At 73.7% G+C, this 19,146-nt stretch carries 17 protein-coding genes; 9 read left to right on the top strand and 8 right to left on the bottom strand.

All coding sequences use genetic code 11. The features are described 5' to 3' along the window. Positions 1–14: 14 nt before the first annotated feature. Complete coding sequence (locus tag CRP51_RS07620) at positions 15–1,667, bottom strand: FAD-binding dehydrogenase (protein ID WP_097230242.1); 1,653 nt, start codon at positions 1,665–1,667, stop codon at positions 15–17. A 109-nt stretch (positions 1,668–1,776) separates the two neighbouring features. Here CRP51_RS07620 and CRP51_RS07625 point away from each other — a divergent pair, with 109 nt between their 5' ends. The 6 genes from CRP51_RS07625 (at position 1,777) to CRP51_RS07650 (ending at position 6,938) form a co-directional block, all read left to right on the top strand. Then, a complete protein-coding gene (locus CRP51_RS07625; RefSeq protein WP_097230243.1) occupies positions 1,777–2,190 on the top strand; it encodes a YidH family protein in 414 nt (137 codons plus the stop codon). Then, positions 2,178–2,516, top strand: a complete 339-nt coding sequence (locus tag CRP51_RS07630) for a DUF202 domain-containing protein (RefSeq protein WP_097230244.1) — start codon at positions 2,178–2,180, stop codon at positions 2,514–2,516. The genes CRP51_RS07625 and CRP51_RS07630 overlap by 13 nt, the downstream gene beginning before the upstream one ends. A gap of 49 nt (positions 2,517–2,565) precedes the next feature. Beyond that, positions 2,566–3,027 (top strand): MaoC family dehydratase, encoded by a 462-nt coding sequence (locus tag CRP51_RS07635; RefSeq protein WP_097230245.1) that lies wholly within the window; start codon positions 2,566–2,568, stop codon positions 3,025–3,027. Between the two features lie 313 nt (positions 3,028–3,340). Beyond that, positions 3,341–4,648 carry an NsdA family TPR-like regulatory protein gene (locus CRP51_RS07640; protein ID WP_097230246.1) on the top strand — a complete coding sequence of 436 codons (1,308 nt, stop codon included), beginning with the start codon at positions 3,341–3,343 and terminating at the stop codon, positions 4,646–4,648. Between the two features lie 73 nt (positions 4,649–4,721). Beyond that, positions 4,722–6,071 (top strand): homogentisate 1,2-dioxygenase, encoded by a 1,350-nt coding sequence (gene hmgA / locus CRP51_RS07645; RefSeq protein ID WP_097230247.1) that lies wholly within the window; start codon positions 4,722–4,724, stop codon positions 6,069–6,071. Between the two features lie 51 nt (positions 6,072–6,122). Then, positions 6,123–6,938: a GntR family transcriptional regulator gene (locus CRP51_RS07650; RefSeq protein ID WP_097230248.1), complete on the top strand. Its 816-nt coding sequence runs from the start codon at positions 6,123–6,125 to the stop codon at positions 6,936–6,938. Between the two features lie 205 nt (positions 6,939–7,143). Here the strand turns inward: CRP51_RS07650 and CRP51_RS07655 are convergent, their stop codons facing one another. From CRP51_RS07655 to CRP51_RS07670, 4 genes are all read right to left on the bottom strand, one after another. Then, a complete protein-coding gene (locus CRP51_RS07655) occupies positions 7,144–7,413 on the bottom strand; it encodes a hypothetical protein (RefSeq protein WP_097230249.1) in 270 nt (89 codons plus the stop codon). 312 nt (positions 7,414–7,725) lie between these two features. Beyond that, on the bottom strand, positions 7,726–8,163 hold the full coding sequence (locus CRP51_RS07660; RefSeq protein ID WP_245880427.1) for an ATP-binding protein: 438 nt from the start codon (positions 8,161–8,163) through the stop codon (positions 7,726–7,728). 236 nt (positions 8,164–8,399) lie between these two features. Continuing rightward, positions 8,400–9,791: a glycoside hydrolase family 43 protein gene (locus CRP51_RS07665; protein WP_439333128.1), complete on the bottom strand. Its 1,392-nt coding sequence runs from the start codon at positions 9,789–9,791 to the stop codon at positions 8,400–8,402. Positions 9,792–10,313: 522 nt separating this feature from the next. Further along, positions 10,314–11,603, bottom strand: coding sequence for a DUF1906 domain-containing protein (locus tag CRP51_RS07670; protein WP_097230251.1), 1,290 nt, complete (start codon positions 11,601–11,603; stop codon positions 10,314–10,316). Between the two features lie 866 nt (positions 11,604–12,469). On the opposite strand from CRP51_RS07670, the gene CRP51_RS07675 reads away from it, so the two are divergent. Then, on the top strand, positions 12,470–14,047 hold the full coding sequence (locus CRP51_RS07675; RefSeq protein WP_439333126.1) for a pectate lyase family protein: 1,578 nt from the start codon (positions 12,470–12,472) through the stop codon (positions 14,045–14,047). 94 nt (positions 14,048–14,141) lie between these two features. On the opposite strand, the gene CRP51_RS07680 is transcribed toward CRP51_RS07675, so the two are convergent. The 3 genes from CRP51_RS07680 to CRP51_RS07690 form a co-directional block, all read right to left on the bottom strand. Next, a complete protein-coding gene (locus CRP51_RS07680) occupies positions 14,142–14,585 on the bottom strand; it encodes a hypothetical protein (protein WP_141514562.1) in 444 nt (147 codons plus the stop codon). 365 nt (positions 14,586–14,950) lie between these two features. Then, the gene (locus CRP51_RS07685) at positions 14,951–15,556 is read right to left on the bottom strand and encodes a dihydrofolate reductase family protein (RefSeq protein WP_097230253.1); all 606 of its coding nucleotides are present in this window, start codon (positions 15,554–15,556) and stop codon (positions 14,951–14,953) included. Between the two features lie 177 nt (positions 15,557–15,733). Continuing rightward, positions 15,734–16,900: a helix-turn-helix domain-containing protein gene (locus tag CRP51_RS07690; protein WP_097230254.1), complete on the bottom strand. Its 1,167-nt coding sequence runs from the start codon at positions 16,898–16,900 to the stop codon at positions 15,734–15,736. Positions 16,901–17,118: 218 nt separating this feature from the next. Between CRP51_RS07690 and CRP51_RS07695 the strand changes: the two genes are divergently transcribed. Further along, positions 17,119–17,769 (top strand): hypothetical protein, encoded by a 651-nt coding sequence (locus CRP51_RS07695; RefSeq protein ID WP_097230255.1) that lies wholly within the window; start codon positions 17,119–17,121, stop codon positions 17,767–17,769. A 296-nt stretch (positions 17,770–18,065) separates the two neighbouring features. Beyond that, positions 18,066–19,142 (top strand): LacI family DNA-binding transcriptional regulator, encoded by a 1,077-nt coding sequence (locus CRP51_RS07700; protein WP_097230256.1) that lies wholly within the window; start codon positions 18,066–18,068, stop codon positions 19,140–19,142. Positions 19,143–19,146: the final 4 nt, after the last annotated feature.

The raw sequence follows: 19,146 nt of genomic DNA on the forward strand, positions 1-19,146 counted from the left end.
GTCCGGCCCCGGGGTCAGAGGTCGCGGGCGGCGGAGCGGCCCGCCGTGCGCCCGGAGAAGAGGCAGCCGCCGAGGAAGGTGCCCTCCAGGGAGCGGTATCCGTGCATCCCGCCGCCGCCGAAGCCCGCCGCCTCGCCCGCCGCGTAGACCCCGGACAGCGGCTCGCCGCCCTCGGTGAGCACCCGCCCCGAGAGGTCGGTCTCCAGCCCGCCGAGCGTCTTGCGGGTCAGGATGTGCAGCCGCACCGCGATCAGCGGGCCGGACCTCGGGTCCAGCAGCCGGTGCGGGGAGGCGACCCGGACCAGCCGGTCCCCGAGATAGCCCCGCGCGCCCCGGATCGCGGTGATCTGCGCGTCCTTGGTGAAACGGTTGCCGATCTCGCGGTCACGCTCCTCGATGGTCCGGCGCAGCGCGCCCTCGTCGATCAGCCGCTCGCCCGAGACGGCGTTCATTCCCCGTACCAGCGCGCCCAGTTCGTGCTCCACGACGAAGTCCGGGCCGCGTTCGAGAAACGCCCGCACGGGTGCCGGTGCGCCGGGGCGGACGCGCTGCGCGACCTGGCGGAGGCTCTTCTCCGTCAGGTCCGGGTTCTGCTCGGAGCCGGAGAGCGCGAACTCCTTCTCGACGATCTTCCGGGTCAGCACGAACCAGCTGTGGTCGTGGCCGGTGCGCCTGAGGTGTTCCAAAGTGCCCAGGGTGTCGAACCCCGGGTAGAGCGGGACGGGCAGCCGGCGTCCCCTGGCGTCCAGCCAGAGCGAGGAGGGGCCGGGCAGGATGCGGATCCCGTGCCGGGCCCAGACCGGGTCCCAGTTGGTGATGCCCTCGGTGTAGTGCCACATCCGGTCGCGGTTGATCAGCCGGGCGCCGGCCCGTTCCGCGATGCCGAGCATCAGGCCGTCGACATGCGCCGGAACCCCGCTGAGCAGGTGGGCGGGCGGGGAGCCGAGCCGTTCCGGCCAGGCGTCGCGGACCAGTTCCGGGTTGCCGCCGATACCGCCCGAGGTGAGGATCACGGCCTGGGCGCGCAGTTCGAAGGCGCTGACCACCTCGCGGTTGCTGGCCACGCCCCGGCGCGCGGTGTCCTCGGCGAGCACCTCCCCGAGCACGGTGTCCACCCGCCCGCCGGTGCGCGCGAGTCCGCTGACCCGGTGGCGGAAGCGCAGGTCGACCAGGCCGCGCTCGGCCGCCGCGCGGACCCGGCGCTCGAACGGCGCGACGACGCCCGGCCCGGTGCCCCAGGTGATGTGGAAGCGCGGCACCGAGTTGCCGTGGCCCGAGGCGTCGTAGCCGCCGCGCTCGGCCCAGCCGACCGCCGGGAAGAAACGAACGCCCTGGCCGTGCAGCCAGGAACGTTTCTCTCCCGCCGCGAAGTCCACGTACGCCTCGGCCCAGCGGCGCGGCCAGTGGTCCTCCCTGCGGTCGAAGCCGGCGGTGCCGAGCCAGTCCTGCCAGGCCAGTTCGTGGCTGTCGCGCACCCGCAGCCGGCGCTGCTCGGGGGAGTCGACCAGGAAGAGCCCGCCGAACGACCAGTGCGCCTGGCCGCCGAGTGAGGCCTCGGGCTCCTGGTCGAGCAGGATGACCTTGCGGCCGGCGTCGGCCACCTCGGCCGCGGCCACCAGGCCGGCGAGCCCGGCGCCGATCACGATCACGTCGGCGTCATACGCCATCCCACGAACCTCCCGTTCGACCGTTAGTGATCCTGGGCGGGGCGGAGGCGGGCGTCAACCAGTGGGGAGGGCCGGAAACGGCGCGGCACCGCGCCCCGCCGGGAGCCGAATGTCTTGCCCTAGGCTCATACGCGTGATCGGACGCGTGCGAGAGACCCTGCGCTGGTGGTTCGCCCCGCAGCGGGTGCGGGAGGAGGGGCCCACCCCGGACTACCGCTTCTCGCTGGCCAACGAGCGCACTTTTCTGGCCTGGCTGCGGACGGCGTTGGCGCTGCTGGCCGGCGGAATCGCGGTGCAGCAGTTCCTGACCGAGCTGCCGTGGGCGCTCCGCACCACGGTCGCCCTGCTGCTGGTGGCGGGCGGCGCGCTGTGCGCGGTGCGGGCCGTCGACCACTGGGTGCGGACGGAGCGCGCCATACGGCGCGGCGACGACCTCCCGTTGAACCGTTTCCCCGCCCTGCTCTCGGTGGGCACGGTGCTCATCGCACTGCTGATCATCGGCGCGCTGCTGTGGCCGCGCTAGGCCGGAACGGCGGGGCGGAGGCCGGGGGGCAGGCGGAGCGCACCCGGCTCTCCTGGCGGCGGACGACGTTGGCCTTCGCGCTGACGCTGGGGCTCGCGGTGCGCGGGCTGGTGATGGCGGACTCGGGGGTGCTGGTCGGCGGGTTGGCGGTGGCGTGCGGCGGGCTGCTCTGGGCCGGCTTCCTGGTGCTGGCCCAGCGGCGGATCGTCGCACTGTCGCGGACCGGCGGCCACGGCGTGTCCGCGTCGACCGTGCTGGTCGCGGCGGGCGCGGTGGGACTGCTGGCGGTGGCGGCCGGGGTGTTGGCCGTGGTCACGCTCGGCTGAGGGCGCTCGCGCACTCCCCCGCGGGGCTACCGGTGAGTATCCTGGCCGGATGGCTGAACCCCGGATCTTCTCCTCGCCCGAAGAACTGCCGGGCGCGGTGGGCGAGCCGCTGGGCCCGAGCGAGTGGCTGCTGGTCGACCAGCACAGGATCGACCAGTTCGCCGAGGCCACCGGCGATCACCAGTGGATACATACCGATCAGGAACGGGCGGCGACCGGCCCCTTCGGGGCGACGATCGCCCATGGCTATCTCACCTTGGCCCTGTTGCCCGTGCTGACGCCCCAGCTGCTGCGCGTCGAGGGGGTGCGGATGGCGCTCAACTACGGGAGCAACCGGGTGCGTTTCCCCGCCCCCCTGCCGGTGGACTCCCGGGTCCGGGCGCACGGCTCGGTGGCGAACGTGGAGCCGGTACCCGGCGGTTGGCAGCTGACGCTGGCGGTCACGGTGGAGCGGGAGGGCGGCGCCAGACCGGTGTGCGCCGCGGAGACCATCACCCGCTTCGCTCTCTGAGGCGGCCAGGGCCGCGCCCCCGACCGCGGGACCGCGCGCGGGCGTTCACGTCACCGGGCGGAGCGGGCGGGCGTGGCCCGGCGGGCGCCGGCGGGCCGGAGACGGCGGGCGGTTCCGGCGGGCGGACGACGGCGGCATAGGCGTTCGGATCATTCATGCCCATACGGTCAACCACCCGGTCGACACACGCCACTTGTGAGTGACCGAATACCCCAAAAGCAACCCGATCGTGTGATCGGGGTGCAGGACGCCCGCGCCCCATGCCTCCATGCGCCCTGGTGTCTCGCGCCCCCCGCGTGAGACGACTGGAGGCATGAAGAAGCGGCAGGGGCCGAACCACCGGCTGCGCGCCTTACTCACCGAGGCCGGTTGGACCCAGGAGGCGCTGGCGCGTTCCGTGAACATCCTCGGGGCCGAGATCGGTTCCTCGCTCCGGTACGACCGCACCGCGGTCGCGCACTGGCTCTCCGGGACGCAGCCGCGCCACCCGGTGCCGCAGCTCGCCGCGGAGGCGCTCTCCCGGCGGATCGGCCGGGCCATCACCCCGGAGGCCGCCGGCTTCGCCGACCTGGCCGGCGAGGGACCGCCGATCGACCCGGTCACCGGCTTCACCGCGCTCTGCCGCTCCGACGCCGACGCGGCCCGCCGGGTCCCGCTCCACCAGCGCCCCTACCGGGTCGCCGACGCCGTGGTACCCAAGCCGCCCCAAGAGCCCGCGCTCTTCCGCGCCTTGGGCCAGCGGACCGAGGAGACCAAGGCGTTGCACGACGCCGTGGAGTTCTTCGCCACCTCGATCGACTCGCACGGCGGGCGGCACGCGCGCAGCGCGCTGTCCGCCTACCTCGCCGACGACGTGGTGCCGCTGCTCAGCTCCCGGCAGACGCCCAGGATGCGGGCCGAGCTGCTCGTGCTGGCCAGCCGGCTGGCGTTCCTGCTGGCCAGGATGTACGAGGACGGGCTGCTGCACGGAGTGGCCCAGCGCTACTACAACTACGCGCAGCGGCTGGCCGGCGAGTCAGGCGACCGGACGGCGTGGAGCGTGGTGCTGCGCGCGATGAGCGCGCAGGCCCAGCGCCTGGGGCATCTGCCCTCCGCGCTCCAACTGGCGGAGGCGGCGCACCAGGGGGCGCGCGGGGCGCCCGTGCCCCACCAGCTCTATGTCGGCACCCAGTTGGCGGTGGTGCTCGCGCACAGCGGGGACCGCGGGGAGGCGCTGGCCGTGCTCGGGCGGGCCGAGCGGGCGGCGGAGCGGGCGACCGACCAGGGGGGACCGTTCGACAGCTATCCGTCGGCCGCCCTGCACTTCCAGACGGCGGAGGTGCTGGAGGCGCTGGGCGATCTGTCGGGGGCGCTGGGGGCGCTGCGGCGTTCGGCCGTCGAGCGCTCGGCGGCCGACCTGCGGGGGCGGGCGCTGACGCAGGCGAGATTCGGACAACTCCTGCTGCGCGCCGGGCGGCTGGACGAGGCGTGCGCGGCCTGGAGCGGCTTCCTCGACGGGCGGGAACGGCTGCGTTCCGGCGACGCCGAGCAGGCGCTTCGCGCGATGCGCCAGGCGTTGCAGCCCTATCGCAACCGCCGCCAGACGGCCGAGTTGTTGAGCCGTACTCCGCAGGGTCGTTGACTTGCCCGACCGACGTTTCTACCGTCGATTCCTCAGCAACAGCGAAGGAATCATCGGGCGGCGGGAGTGTGGGATGGACACCGAAGAGGTGGCCGCGACGGCGGTCGAGGGCGGGCGGCCGGCCGAAGCCGCGCCGCGCTATCTGTCCGGGTTCGGCAACGAGCACAGCAGCGAGGCCGAGCCCGGCGCGCTCCCGGTGGGACGCAACTCCCCCCAGCGCGCACCCCTCGGGCTCTACGCCGAACAGCTCAGCGGGACCGCGTTCACCGAGCCGAGGGCGCACAACCGGCGCACATGGCTCTACCGTGCGCGCCCTTCCGCCGCGCACCCGCCGTTCCACCGCGTCGGCAACGGCTCGCTGCGCGGCGCGCCGTTCGAGGAGACCGAGCCCGACCCGAACCGGATGCGCTGGGACCCCCTCCCCCCGCCGCCCGCGGGCACGGACTTCGTCGCCGGGCTGTGGACGCTCGGCGGCAACGGGGACGCCAGGCTGCGCTCCGGGATGGCGATTCACCTGTACCACGCCAACTCCCCCATGACCGACAGGGTCTTCGGCGACTCCGACGGCGAGCTGCTGCTGGTGCCCGAGCGCGGGGCGCTGCGGCTGTGCACCGAGTTGGGCGTGCTGGTGGCGGCGCCGGGGCAGGTGGCGCTGATCCCGCGCGGGGTGCGCTTCCGGGTGGAGCTGCCGGACGGCGAGGCCAGGGGGTACGTCTGCGAGAACTACGGCCAGCCGTTCACCCTGCCCGAGCTGGGCCCGATCGGCGCCAACGGCCTCGCGAACCCGAGGGACTTCCTGGCGCCGACGGCCGCCCCCGAGGAGTCCGAGGGGCCGGTCGAGGTGGTCAACAAGTTCTGCGGGCGGCTGTGGGCCGCCGAGTACGCCCACTCGCCGCTGGACGTGGTGGCCTGGCACGGCACCCATGTGCCCTACCTCTACGACCTGCGCCGGTTCAACGTGCTGGGCACGATCAGCTACGACCACCCCGATCCCTCGCTCTTCACGGTGCTGACCTCGCCGTCCGAGCTGCCGGGCCAGGCGGGCGTCGACTTCGTGGTCTTCGCGCCCCGCTGGCTGGTCGGCGAGGACACCTTCCGGCCCCCGTACTTCCACCGCAACGTGATGACCGAGTACATGGGTCTGATCGAGGGCGCCTACGACGCGAAGGCGGAGGGGTTCCGGCCCGGCGGTGGCTCCCTGCACAACATGATGTCCGCGCACGGTCCCGACCGGACCACCTTCGACCGGGCGAGCGCCGCCGAGCTGAGGCCCCAACGGGTCGACGACGGGCTCGCGTTCATGTTCGAGACACGTTGGCCGGTGACGCTGACCGCGGCCGCCGCCGACGCGCCCCACCGCCAGCGCCACTACGACCAGGTGTGGCAAGGTCTGGAGCGGCACCACTCCCCGACGCGACCGTAGCGAAGGCCCGCCGGGCCGGCGCCGGTCCTCCCCGATCCGGAGCCCTGATCCGTGAACGTCTTCGCCCCCGACTCACTCGACCTCAACCGCAAGCTCCCGCTCTGGTACCAGGTCTCCCAGTCCTTACGCGCCTCGATACTGGGCCGCTCGCCTCAGGCGCCGCTGCGGCTGCCCACCGAGGAGCGGCTGGCCGAGCACTACGGCGTGAGCGTGCTGACCATGCGCCAGGCGCTCAAGGAGCTGGAGAACGAGGGGCTGATCAGCCGGCACCGGCGGCGCGGCACCTTCATCGAGCCCGCGGCCCGACGGGGCGTGCCGGTGCGGCTGCTGGGTTCCCTGGACGCCATCGTGGCGCAACAGTCCGGCGGGCACACCACCCTGCTCGACCCGGGCCCGGTGGCCGTGCCGGTGCCGGCCGAGTGGGCCGAGCACTTCCCCGGCGTCGCCGAGGTGGTGCGCTTCCGGCGGCTGCGCCGCGCGGCACCGGACGGGGAGCCGGTCAACTGGGTGGAGAACCTGATCCACCCGGAGGTCGCCGACGCCATCGACCCGGAGGCGCTGGCGCGTTGGCCGATGACGCGGGTGCTGCGGGACGTGGCGGGGGTGCGGGTCGGAAGGATCGACAACACGGCGGGGGCCCGGCTGGCGGATCCCACGACGGCCAGGCTGCTCCAGGTGCCGCTGCTGAGCCCGATCCTGCACATCACGGGGGTGGAGTACGACCTCTCCGAGCGGGTGGTCGACGTGGCCCTGATGTCCTACCGGGGTGACCGGTTCTCCTTCGCGGTCACCGTCGAGGCAGGCGAGGAGGCGGAGGACGCGGGGGCGGGCCGACCGCCGACGACCGGGCTCGACCCCCTCAACTGAGCGCGCCGGCGCGCTCTCGCGCACGGAAGGGGCCGCGCGGCGCGCGCCGGGTGCCGTGGAGCGGAGACCGCGGTGGGAGGAACCGGGTGGCGTCGGGGACCGGGTGGGACGACGCGGGGGGAGAGACCCGGCGCCCTCGCGCGAGGGCGCCGTCACCGCCGAAGACCGGACCGGGCCCGACGGCGACGGGATCAGCCGGCCGGGCTCAGCCGCGTCCGCCGAAGAGCGTGCGACGCAGCCGGCGAAGCGGGGCGAACAGCAGCACCCTCGCGGTGCGGTTGGTCCTGGTGGGGCTCTTGTGGTCGCGCCGGGTCAGCTCACGCATCAGCGTGGTCGCCTCCTCGGTCTCCCCCGCCGGCACGGCAGGGCCCGAGAGCACGCTCAGGTGCCTGTCGAGGCGCGCGCTGTTGACCGTGCTCCCACAGTTGATCGCAGGCACTCGCGGCGGCCTGCCGTGCGCTGTTATCTGCTTCATGACTCTCCCACCCGTACAGCGGCACCCGGTCCGGGCAGAGTAACCCTAACGCCCCACAAGGACACGTGGGTATCCCGGTCCCATGATTCAGCTTTCCCGCAACGGGGTTGACGAACACGCCCGCGCCCCGCGCCACTTCGGGAATCGCCTCCTCCCCGGCGTCCCGGGCGACCCGGGCGCCCCTGGAAACGCATCCGTACCACCATCATGGCATCCACCCTCAAGGGCTAATATCCCGATCGTCCGCCCTGTCCAAAGAACCGTGAATGTGTCGATAGGACAAGCCGAACGCTCCGTGCGCTCACCCGCTCGTCAGGCCGCCCGGGGGACCCCCGTCTCGCGGAGGAACGCGGCGCGCACCGTCTTGCCGTCGCCCCGGGGCAGCACGCTCACGCCGCCAGTGGCCAGCGAGGTGACCAGGTGCCAGCCGAAGCCGCCGCCGCGCAGCACGTCCGGCTCGCGCGGCCGTGGCGGGCGCGACTCGCCGTCGTCGACCTCCACCACCATCGCCTCGGGCGTGGCCGTCAGACGCAGCACATAGCTTCCGCCGCCGTGTCGCAGCGCGTTGGTGACCAGTTCGGAGACCACCAGCAGCAGGGCGTCCTCCGCGTCCCGTGGGAGGTCGAGGCCGTCGCAGAAGGCGCGGGTGAGGTCGCGGGCACGGGCCACGTCGGCCCCGTGCGCGCCGGCGACGCTGACGGTGACCCCGCGTGGGGCGCTCGCCCGGCCCATCGTCCGTATGCCGTTCATCGGTCCGCTCCCCTCGACGTCGTGGGGTCCGCCTCTCGGACCCGTCACCACCTCCGTGGGAGCGAGCGTTCCCGTTTCGGCGCCCTCCAGTCGCCTTTCGGGCCCGTTTTCCCGGTAGTTCGGCCGGTTTTCCCCCGTTGCCGGCTCGGCTCGTCCGCCGGGGCGGCCCCCCGGGGAGACGCCGCACCGGCGGGCTCGGGGCCCGCCGGTGCCCGCGTCCCCCGGTGGTCGACGCGTCAGTCGGTGTAGACCTCCGCCCGGTCCACGCTCACGAACGCCCCGCCGGAGTCGGGGTTGTGCTCGCCGGTGACCCGGACCGTCAGCGTGTGCTCGCCCTCGGGCAGCCGGGGGCTGAGGTAGTGCACGGTCTCGCCGGTGCGGATCGGGCCGTGGAAGTCGACGCGCTCCTCGGGGCCGCCGTCCACGCTGATCGCGGCGATGCCGTTGCCGGTGTCCTCCACCGAGAGCAGCGCGATCCGGGTGCCGGTGAAGGTGAACGTGGCGGTGGCGCCCGGCTCGTCGCTCCAGTGGTCGTCGCTCCAGAAGCACTGGGTGGCGCAGCCTGAGCCCGAGTTCCAGTTCCCCTCGAAGGTCACGGTGCCGTCGCCGCTGGAACGGCCGTCGTCATTGATCCAGTAGTTGCCCGAGCCGGGGTCGCCCGAGGGCAGGTCCAGCGTGGCGCCGAGCGCGAGCGGCCGGCCGAGGTTCGGGCTGCCGTCGTCGTTCCAACTGATCGGCTGCGCGCGGGTGGTGCGGTGGGTGTAGGTGTTCTCCGAGGTGTTCTTGGCGTGGTAGATGATCCAGTCCTCGGTGCCGTCCGGCGAGGTGAAGAAGGTGTGGTGGCCGGGGCCGTAGACACCCACCTCGTCGTTGCGCGAGAACAGCGCGCCGTCGTGCTGCGTCCAGTTCTCCCGGACCAGCGGGTCGGCGCCCTCCGGCAGCGACATCATCCAGACCTGGTAGTCGGGCTTGCCGGTGTCACAGGCCGAGTAGGTCATCCAGGTCTTGCCGTTGCGGTAGAGGAACGCCGGGCCCTCGCGGACCTCCGGGCAGCCGCCGGCGGCGTCGAAGGGCACGGCGTCGCCGGAGACGGTGTACGGGTTGGACATCGGGGCGATGTTGAGGCCGTTGTGCTGGTACTCGTTGAGCCCGCTGTAGGCCAGGTAGAGCTTGCCGTCGTGCTGGAGGATGCCCGGGTCGATGGCGAACTTGTCGACGTGGTTGGGCGGTTCGAGCTTGGCCTTGAAGTGGTAGGGACCCCTCGGGTCGTCGCCCTCCGACTCCAGGACGAAGAGCCGGTGGTGCTCGTCCACCCCGTCGTCGGCCGTGTAGTACATGTACCAGCGGTCGCCGAACCGGTAGAACTCCGGCGCCCAGATGTGCTGGTCACGCGAGGGGTCGGTGTCGGTCCACACCGTGACGGGATCGGCGGCGAGCAGGTCGGCGAGCGAGGAAGCGCTCCACATCCTGATGCCGTCGCCCTGGGTGGTGGCCAGGTGGTACTCGCCGTTCGCGTAGGTGAGGAACGGGTCGGGGCCGGGGTTCAGCGGGTTGCGGAAGGTTCCCGAGGCGGCCGGGGCGGCCTCGTCGGTCGTGGTCTCCGTCGTGGGGGGCGGGTCCTGTGGCATGGAGTCTCCTGCGGTGGCCTGCGGCCCCCAGGCCAGGCCGACGAGCAGTGCGAGCACCACCACGACCAGGTTCTTTCTGGAACGGGCGCGCATCAGCGGCTCCCTGGTTCTCATCGCGTCCAACGGACGACGTAACGGGATCGGTTGACGACCTGGTCATGTCATCACGGGAGTTACAGCGATGGAAATACCCCGGACGAAAGCGGTTGCCGCTTGCCGCTCGCCGCTTGCCGCGGAGGGGTGGGCGACGACGGCGGTCGGGGGCGCGGGCCGTTGTCGACCGCGGGTCCCTGCGGGGCGGAGCCTGGCGGGGCGGGTGCGGGTCGACTGGGGGTTGCTCGCGGGTCCCTGCGGGGCGAACCCCGGCGGGGCGGCTGCGGGACGGCTTGGGTTGCTCGCGCAGTTCCCCGCGCCCCTTGGTGGGGTTGAGCCCGGCAGGAACAGTGCGGGACTGCTCGCGCGGTTCCCCGCGCTCCTGTCGGGGCGCGGGGAACCGGTGGGGTGTCGGCGTCTCGCCTCGGGTCAGGGGGCGACGTCCAGGTAGTTGCGGTCGATGTTGATCGAGACGCCGCCGTGGGTCTCGGTCACCTCGCCCACGTACTGGTGGATGCGCTGGCGGTCGGCCCAGTACTCGGCGGGGGCGTAGCGGCCGGCGTCGGTGTCGGCCTGGCCGTTCCACCAGGCGAACCAGATGTGGTCGACGCGGGTGTAGGCCGGGTCGTCGTATGCGTTGGCCACGTCCTGGATGCCGGAGGCACCGCTGGAGTAGACACCGCTGAGGTAGCCCTGGGCGTGCAGGCCCTCGGTCCAGCCGGAGAGGTAGCTGAGCACGGCGGCGGTGCAGGTGGCGCCCGGGGTGTACGCCTCGATGTCGCTGTAGAGCACGCTGCCCGCCGGGATGCCCAGGGCGGCGGCGGCCGCGACCGACTCGTCGGCGGCCTGGGCGCCCTCGGCGCGGGCGGTGGCCGGGTCCTCGGAGATGCGCTGGGCGTAACTGGTGCAGGGCGCCTGGCGGCCGACGTCGATCGGGGTCAGATGCCAGCCGGCGGCGGTCTGGGCCTCGACCCAGGCGGCGGTCAGGTGGGGCTGGTCGCAGGCGCGGCTGGCACCGGAGATGTAGACGCCGACGGCCTGGAACGGCGAGCCGGCGCCCCAGGCGTCCATCGCGGCCTGGGAGGGCGCGGCGCAGGCGTCGAAGCCGAGGCCCGTGTAGTCGCCCGGCTGGGGGCCGACGGCGGCGGGGCGCGCGGTGGTCCCGGCGGGCGCCGGGGGCGCCGCCGGGCGCGCGTCCTCGGTCAGCCCGGCGCCTTCGAGCACGGCCCGCGCCTCGTTCTCGGTGGCGGGCGTGTGGGCGGCGGTGACCAGCAGCCCCGCCTGCTCGACGGCGAGTTGGAGGGTGCCGCCGTGCGAGGTGGCGCGGGCCGCCGCGGCGGCCGGGTCGCCGGCGGCGACGGCGGTGCGGTCACCGAGGCGCTCCGGAGCGACCTCTGCCAGCGGCTCGATCACCATGCCGACGTCCCGGCCGACGAGCCCGGCCGGGCAGTCGCGCTGTCCGTCGGGGCTGCCCAGGTAGAGGGTGGGTATGTCGAAGCGGACGCAGGCCGAGGGGTCGTCGTCGAGGTCGACGACGCGCCAGTCGGCCGGCACCTCGAGGCTCAGGCCGCGGTAGGTCACCGCGGTGGCGGAGTCACCGGACTCCCCGGCCTGGGCGGCGGTGGGGGCGACGCCGAGGCCGGTGGCGAGGAGGCCGCCGAGCGCGGCCAGGACGGCCGCCCGGCGTCGGCGGGTCGAGACGGGTGCCGGCAGGTGCATGAGCGTCTCCAGGGGTGGGGGGTGAGAACGCGACCCGTCCACCTTGACATGCACACCACGTACAGAGAAGGGGCACGGTCATCGCGGTAGAGTCCCCCGGTGCCGTGTGCGGGGGCGCGACGGCCTCCCGTTCGGCGCGGACAGGGCGGGCACGGCCGCCCCCGACTGTGGGCGCCTCGGGTCGGCGGCCCGGTCCCGGTTCCGGCCGGCCGGCGCGGGGGCCGGAGTGGTGACGGCAGGCGGGTCCCAGGAACCGGTCGGGAAGCGTGCCCGGGAACGCGCCGCGCGTGACGAGGTCGCCGTTCACCAGGCAACGGGGGACGGGGACGCGAACCCCGCGCGGGCACGGTGGCCTCGGCCCCGGAGCCGGCGCCAGCCGCTCCCCGGTCCCGGCGGAGGTGGCGGCCGCGCTCACGGGGCTCCCCCGCACCCGGTGCGCGGTATTGTCCACGCCCCGCGCTGGATTGTCGGCCGCACGCCCCTACGCTGAGTCGGAGAAGCAGGCCCGAGGGGGCGGAGGGACGCCGCCCCCGACGGCAGGCGTGCACCGCGTCGAGGCGCCGCGCCCCTCGTGGGCCGTTCCGCGCCGCGCCGTGTCGCCCCACCCGTGCCGCACCACCAAGCGCGGACGCCCGCCGTGGCGTCCCCGCCCGGCGGCGCCGCGCCCGCCCGCAGCCGGGGGCGGACCGTCGCCCGCCACCTCCCATCGCCCTCCCCCCACCCGTCCCCGGCGCGTCGCGAAGGCCGGCCCCCGGGTGGGTAGCGCGCGCCCGAACGGCCAGGTCACCGGGGGCGAATGCCCCCTCCCCCCACGGTTTCCTCCGTCTCGAAGACGACCTCTCACGCGGACGAAAGGCAAACCAGAGATGAGAAGACCAGTCGGCTCGCGGTCCGGGTCGCGACCCGGACCGCGGCTGAGATCGCGGCTCGGACTCTTCGCGGTGCCGGCCCTGATGGCCATGGTCGCCGCCGTAGGGGTGGCGTTGCCGACCTCGACGGCCTCGGCGGCGACGGGGGGTGCCACCGGGTTCGCGTCGCAGAACGGCGGCACCACCGGCGGCGCCGGAGGCCAGACGGTCCGCGCCACCACGGGGACCGCCATCCACGCGGCCCTCTGCGGCAGGGCCAGCAGCAGCACCCCGATCACCATCCAGGTCGAGGGCACCATCAACCACGGCAACACCAGCAAGGTGTCGGGCGGCAGTTGCAACACCGCCGACGGCGTGATCGAGCTGAAGCAGATCAGCAACGTGACCCTGGTCGGCGTCGGCGACGGCGCGGTCTTCGACCAACTGGGCATCCACGTCCGGGAGTCCAGCAACATCATCATCCAGAACGTGACGGTGCGGAACGTCAAGAAGTCCGGCTCGCCGACCTCCAACGGCGGCGACGCCATCGGCATGGAGAACAACGTCCGCAACGTCTGGGTCGATCACGTGACGCTGGAGGCGTCCGGCGGCGAGGACGAGGGCTACGACGGGCTCTTCGACCTGAAGAACAACACCCGTTACGTCACCCTCTCGTACAGCGTGCTGCGCAACTCCGGCCGGGGCGGGCTGGTCGGCTCCAGCGAGAGCGACACCTCCAACGGCTATGTCACCTACCACCACAACCTGTACGAGAACATCGACTCCCGCGCCCCGCTGCTGCGCGGCGGCGTCGGGCACATGTACAACAACCACTACCTGCGGGTGAACGACTCGGGCATCAACTCCCGCGCGGGGGCGCGCGCCAGGGTGGACAACAACTACTTCGAGGACTCCAAGGACGTCCTCGGCACCTTCTACACCAACGAGGCCGGCTACTGGCAGGTCGACGGCAACGTCTTCGACAACGTGCGGTGGTCGAGCCCGGGGAACCAGAACAACCCGGCCGGCCCGAACCCGCGGTCCAACACCTCCGTCGACATCCCCTACGCCCACAGCCTCGACGCCGCCGACTGCGTGCCCGGCGTGGTGCGCGACACGGCGGGCGCCAACAAGGGGAACCGGGTGTCGGACGGCGACTGCGCCCCGCAGGACCCGGACCCGACCGACCCGCCGGACAACCCCGACCCGCCGGACCCGACGGACCCGCCAGGCGGCACCAACCTCAGCCTCGCGGCCGACGCCGACGGCAGCAGCAAGGCCAGCGGCACCTCCTACGGCAACGTGCGGGACGGCGACATGAGCACCTACTGGTCACCCACCGGTTCGACCGGCGCCATCTCCATCAAGTGGCCGTCGGCGACCAGCGTCTCCGCCCTCACCATCCGTGAGGCGTCCGGCGCGACCGGCGTCATCGGCGACTGGCGCGTGCGGAACGCCGACACCGGTTCCGTCCTGGCGACCGGGAACGGCGCGGGCACCATCCGCTTCCCCGCGACCTCGGTTCGCAAGCTCACGTTCGAGATCACCAGCGCCGACGGCACCCCACGGGTCGCCGAGTACGAGACCTACGCCTAGCTCCGTGCGCACCACCCGGCCGGGGCGCGGCAGACGGCCCCGGCCGGGGCGGCCCGACCCCAGACCGCGTCACCAACCTGCCCGAACAACACACCTAGAGGGTCCTCAGATAGACGAGTTCGCCGCCGTCCGACCGGACGTCGTCCTCGGCGTCACGGCGGGCGCGGCCGTCGATGGAGAGGTACAGCGGGTCGGGCACGAGCACCACCGCGACCGCCCCCTCCCGCACCAGCGCGCGCACCCGCCGCCATCCGGCCCGCCGGTGCAGGCGCACCTCGGGCGCGTCGTCCTCGCACACGTCGTCGGCGTGGAGGGCCACGTGCTCCCGGGAGCACCACAGCAGCGCCGCGTCGCGGTCCGCCGCCTGCCTGGCCGGGGCGTCGCGCACCGCTCTCAGCGCCAGATAGAGCACGGCCCTACGCGTCTCCGCCCCGTCGGCACGGCCGTCCAGGCGGTGGACCGAGGCCCCCGGCTCGGCGCTCGCGCCCTTCTCGTGCCGCCCCTCGACGGCCGCGCCCCACACCGCGGGCTCCCTCAACTCGCCACCTCCCGTGTACCCCCCTCGTCCCCTCAACTCGCCCCGCCACGATACTACTTTGGGTGACGAAGATCACGCCGATGGTGAGGAACGGGCGGGGAACCATCGGCCCCTCGGCTCACGCGCCGACGTCGGCGACGACGACCTCGACGCCCGTGCTCCCCCGACGCGTCCAGGCAGCGCGCCGGGGCGGAGGCGTCCGTGACGAGGCTCCAGGGCAACGGCACGCGCGGCCAGGCGTGGAACGGGGACGCCCCGATCCCGCCGCCGTGCGCGAGGTCGCCCACGCGCTCCGCCGCGACGGATCACCAGCTCCCCCCGGCCGCGTCTGGACGGGGTCCGCCTCGCGGCTCTCCCCGCCGGCGTCACGCGGGGGCGCCGAGCGGCGGGCGCGCGAGCACGCGCGGGCGGTACTCGACCAGTTGGATGCGGCCGTCGAAGGTGCGGTGCGCGATCATCTCGAGGGCGACGTCCGGATAGCCGTCGTAGACGCGCTCCGCGCCCGTGGCCCCGGTGATCACCGGGAACATCACCACCCGGAAGCGGTCGACGAGTCCGGCACGCAGCAGGGACCGGCACAGGCTCAGGCTGCCGATCGTGGCGAGCAGCCCCGGTCCGCGCGCCTTCATCGCGCGGACCTCCGCGACGGCGTCACCGCGGACGAGTGTGGAGTTGGCCCAGGTCAGCGGCTCCGCGAGGGAGGAGGAGAAGACCACCTTGGGCGCCCGCGTGAGCGCGTCGACGGAAGCCTCCTCCTCGGGCCTGAACTCGTCCTGGCCGTCCGGGACCTGACCGGCGGCGAAGCCCGACATCTGGCGGTAGGTGTTCGCCCCCATCAGATGGGTGGCCTCGGGCTGTTCCTCGAGCCACGCGAGGTACTCCGGGCCCTCGAGGCCCCAGAAGCCGGGCCAGCCCTCTCCCGACGCGTGGCCGTCGAGCGAGGTGATGAAGTCGACGAGAAGCTCCGCCATGGCGGTGTCCTTTCCTCCGGTGTCACCCGTCCTTGGTGTCACCAGCTCTGACCGTCCGGGCGCCGGAAACTCATCGGCCGTGCCGTGGGGCGACGGGGAAGGCCGCGGCACCCGGCCGCCCGTCTCGCCGCCGCACGCCGTCCGCCGGGTGTGCGCCGTCCACCGGGTGTGCGCCGGTCACCAGCCGCCGTCCGTCCACTCCCCCGTCACGTGGTCGTGCACCAGCGCGCCCTCCGCCCCCGCGCCGCTGGTCCGGAACGGGGCTCCCCCGTCGTCCAGCCGCAGCGTGCCGCCCTCGTCGCCGCTGGTCCACTCCACCTCGACATACCAGTCGCAGTCGCACTCCGCCGCCTCCGCCTCGATCCGCAGCGCCAGCGGCTCCTGCGGGGTGACGGCGAACGGCAGGCTCGGCGGGGCCAGTTCGCGCTCGCTCATGGCGTCGTAGCCGTCGCGGGGCCGGAGTTGGGGGCGCTCGGCGTCCAGGTCGGCGGTGAAGGCGGCCGGGGTCAGCGCGCCGCCGCAGCCCGAGGACATGTCGTAGGCGGTCCACCCGAGCGGCGCGCGGCGCTCCGCGACCCGCAGGTGCAGCGCCTCGATCACCACCGGCTCCGACGCGGTGCCGGTCAGGGTGGCCTCCACGATGGTGGACTCGCCGTGCACCGCGCCCAGTTCGGCGGCCCACGCCTCGGCGTCCTGGGCCACCGGGGGCGGCGGGACGGCGTCCGGCGCCCGGTCGACGAGATAGCGGTGGCCGCAGCCCTCGGCCCAGACGTGCGAGCGGACCGCGTACGCCAACGGCGGCTGCCCGGCGGCCTGTCGGGGCGCCGCCTCCCCCTCGCCGCGCGCGTCGCCGGGCGCCGCGGCGTCGGACGCGCCCTCGCCGCCAGGACCCGTCGCCCGCCACAGCCCCCAGCCGCCGACCAGCGCCACCAGCAGCACCGCCGCCGCCAGCACCCCCCACGGCCGCCGCCCGCGCCAGGCGGCCGGAGCGGCGGCGGGAACGGGGGCCGGTACGGCGGTGGGCGCCGGAACCGGAACGGACTCCTCCGGCTCCGGCGCCGCGGCCGGCTCCGGCTCCGGCTCCTGTCCCGCGCGGCCCCGCGCGCCGTCGGCCGCGAGCCAGAGCCGGTGCAGTTCCAGCAGCTCCTCGGGGCGCGCGCCGCACGCCGCCGCCAGGCGTTCGACCGCCGGGTAGTCGGCCGGCACCACCGCGCCCGAGCAGTAGCGGTGGAGGGTGGAGGTGCTGGTGTGCAGCCGCCGGGCCAACGCGCCGTAGCTGAGCCCCGATCGCTCCTTGAGCGCGCGCAGTCTGGCCGCCAACTCGCCGGCCGGCCCGTTCCCCATGCGTGACTCTCCCCCGCCGTGTGCCCGTTCCCGCGTCCCGTTCCGCGTTCCAGGGGCTCACGTTCTTCGACGTCAGAGGGGCTTCGGACGTTCCACCTTCCCAGATGTTCCCGCCCCGGTTGCCGGCGGGCGGCGGGGCGTCCCAGGCTGCTCGGCAGGGCGGCCGCGGGCCGCCGGGAGACGGCCCACGGGGCCGACGAGACGAGGGGGAGACGCCCATGCGACACACACGAGGGTCGGCACGCGGGCTGGCGGTCGCCGCCGGGGCGGCGCTCGGTGCCGGGGCGCTGGCGCTGACCACGCTGGCGGGCACGGCGACGGCCGGGGAGAGCGCCGGGGAGCCGGCCGCCGTGGACACGGAGACGTTCGTCACCGGCGACGAGCTGCCGACGCATCCGGACGGCTGGTACAGCGACGGCCCGTTCGAGGGGCTGCCGGAGGCGCCGGTGTTCTGCTTCGGCTCGTTGCTGCCGGAGGAGGGCGCGCGCCATGTCAACCACCGCACCGAGCTGGACACCAACGCCACCCAGGTGGTGATGGACCTCGGCAGCGAGGACGCCGCCGCCGGGCTGGTCGAGGTGCTGCACGAGGCCGGCACGGACTGCGCGTCCGACTGGCTGTGGCAGAACCCGGGCGGCACCGCCTCCTGGGACGAGTGGGGCGAGCTGGAGAACGCGGACTACGGGCGGGTGTTCGGCGTGTACACCGCGCCGGAGCAGGCCGGCCGGGATGTGAACCTCTTCGCGGTCGTCCGCGAGGGAAGCCTGGTCACGGTGGTGCGCTGGGGGCAGATGGGCACGCTGGACCAGGCGCCGGTGGAGGAGTTCCTCGCCACGGCCGAGTCCGCGCGGGCCCGGCTCGACGGGTAGCGCCGGGCGCCGTCCACGACGGCCGGCCCGGTCGGTCGACGCCCACGCGTCGGCCGGCCGGGCCGGGGCCGTTCCGGCGCGCCGAGTGGGTATGTCTCTCCGGTGGGCGGTGTGCGCGGGAACTGCTTCCATGCACACGTTTACAACGCGCCGCCACGGGATCGGCACCGGGGAACGGACGCCAACCGTCCGTTTAGCGCTCCGAGTTGGCCGAAAGCACAAGATTTTTCATGTAAGCGATTGCACCACCTCCGGTGTCGGCAGTACGTTCGGCTTACCGCCGTGATCGGAGGGTTATGGCCGCGAGCATCATCGATGTCGCCAAGCGGGCCGAGGTGTCGACCGCCACCGTCTCCCGTGCCCTGCGGGGGCTGCCGAACGTGTCGGCGGCGACCCGGGAGCGCGTGCTGCGCGCCGCCGAGGAGCTGTCGTACTCGGTCTCCCCGCACGCCTCCTCGCTCGCCTCAGGCCGCACGGGCACCGTCGGCGTCGTGGTGCCGTTCGTCAACCGCTGGTTCTACAGCCAGGTGTTGGCCGGCATCGACTCGGTGCTGCGCGCCCACGACCTCGATCTGCTGCTCTACAACCTCGGTGACGAGCGGGTGCACGAGCGGTTCTTCACCAGGATGCCGTTGCGCCGCAGGGTGGACGCCCTGATCGTGCTCAACCTGCCGCTGTCGGCGGCGGAGAGCGAGGCGCTGGTGTCGATGGAGGTGCCGATCGCCGTGCTCGGCAGCTCGATCCCGGGCTGCTGGCACGTCTCGATCGACAACCAGGAGGGGGCGAGCACCGCCGTTCGCCACCTGATCAACCTGGGGCATCGCCGAATCGGTATGATCACCGCCGCCCCCGGAGATCCTCGGGGGTTCACCACCCCGATCGTTCGCCAGCACGCCTACCGCACGGTGCTCGCGCAGGCCGGGATTGCCTACGACCCGGATCTGGAAGTGCCTGGCCATCTGAGTATCGACGAGGGCGCCTCGGCGATGGCGCAGTTGCTGAGCCTCGCCGAACCCCCGACGGCGGTCTTCGCCGAGTCGGACCACATGGCCTTCGGCGCACTGCGGACGTTGGGCCGCATGGGGCTTACCGCCCCCGACGATGTCTCGGTCATCGGGTTTGACGACCACGAGACGGCCGAGCTGCTCGATCTCACCACGATCGCGCAACCCGTAGCCCACCAGGGGGAGTTGCTCGCCCGCCAGATCCTGGACGCACTGTCCGGGGGCGACGAGGAGCCCGCCCAGGTGGTGGTGCCGACCCGGCTGGTAGTCCGGGGCACCACCGGCGCGGCGCGGGAACATCCGCCCCGATATCACTCCACACCTCGGCCGGGACCTGAACCGGACCAGCACAGCACCACCGCGCGGTGAGCCG

Origin of the sequence: Streptomyces zhaozhouensis, from assembly GCF_900230195.1 — a bacterium.
Taxonomy (GTDB): Bacteria; Actinomycetota; Actinomycetes; order Streptomycetales; family Streptomycetaceae; genus Streptomyces; species Streptomyces zhaozhouensis.

What these genes read in the sequence shown, in the direction of transcription:
- CRP51_RS07690 (WP_097230254.1), bottom strand. Translation starts at nt 16,900, where the DNA reads ATGGGGAACGGGCCGGCCGGCGAGTTGGCGGCCAGACTGCGCGCGCTC.
- CRP51_RS07665 (WP_439333128.1), bottom strand. Translation starts at nt 9,791, where the DNA reads ATGCCACAGGACCCGCCCCCCACGACGGAGACCACGACCGACGAGGCC.
- CRP51_RS07620 (WP_097230242.1), bottom strand. Translation starts at nt 1,667, where the DNA reads ATGGCGTATGACGCCGACGTGATCGTGATCGGCGCCGGGCTCGCCGGC.
- CRP51_RS07640 (WP_097230246.1), top strand. Translation starts at nt 3,341, where the DNA reads ATGAAGAAGCGGCAGGGGCCGAACCACCGGCTGCGCGCCTTACTCACC.
- CRP51_RS07700 (WP_097230256.1), top strand. Translation starts at nt 18,066, where the DNA reads ATGGCCGCGAGCATCATCGATGTCGCCAAGCGGGCCGAGGTGTCGACC.
- CRP51_RS07635 (WP_097230245.1), top strand. Translation starts at nt 2,566, where the DNA reads ATGGCTGAACCCCGGATCTTCTCCTCGCCCGAAGAACTGCCGGGCGCG.
- CRP51_RS07685 (WP_097230253.1), bottom strand. Translation starts at nt 15,556, where the DNA reads ATGGCGGAGCTTCTCGTCGACTTCATCACCTCGCTCGACGGCCACGCG.
- CRP51_RS07670 (WP_097230251.1), bottom strand. Translation starts at nt 11,603, where the DNA reads ATGCACCTGCCGGCACCCGTCTCGACCCGCCGACGCCGGGCGGCCGTC.
- CRP51_RS07655 (WP_097230249.1), bottom strand. Translation starts at nt 7,413, where the DNA reads ATGAAGCAGATAACAGCGCACGGCAGGCCGCCGCGAGTGCCTGCGATC.
- CRP51_RS07660 (WP_245880427.1), bottom strand. Translation starts at nt 8,163, where the DNA reads ATGAACGGCATACGGACGATGGGCCGGGCGAGCGCCCCACGCGGGGTC.
- CRP51_RS07695 (WP_097230255.1), top strand. Translation starts at nt 17,119, where the DNA reads ATGCGACACACACGAGGGTCGGCACGCGGGCTGGCGGTCGCCGCCGGG.
- CRP51_RS07625 (WP_097230243.1), top strand. Translation starts at nt 1,777, where the DNA reads ATGTCTTGCCCTAGGCTCATACGCGTGATCGGACGCGTGCGAGAGACC.
- hmgA (WP_097230247.1), top strand. Translation starts at nt 4,722, where the DNA reads ATGGACACCGAAGAGGTGGCCGCGACGGCGGTCGAGGGCGGGCGGCCG.
- CRP51_RS07675 (WP_439333126.1), top strand. Translation starts at nt 12,470, where the DNA reads ATGAGAAGACCAGTCGGCTCGCGGTCCGGGTCGCGACCCGGACCGCGG.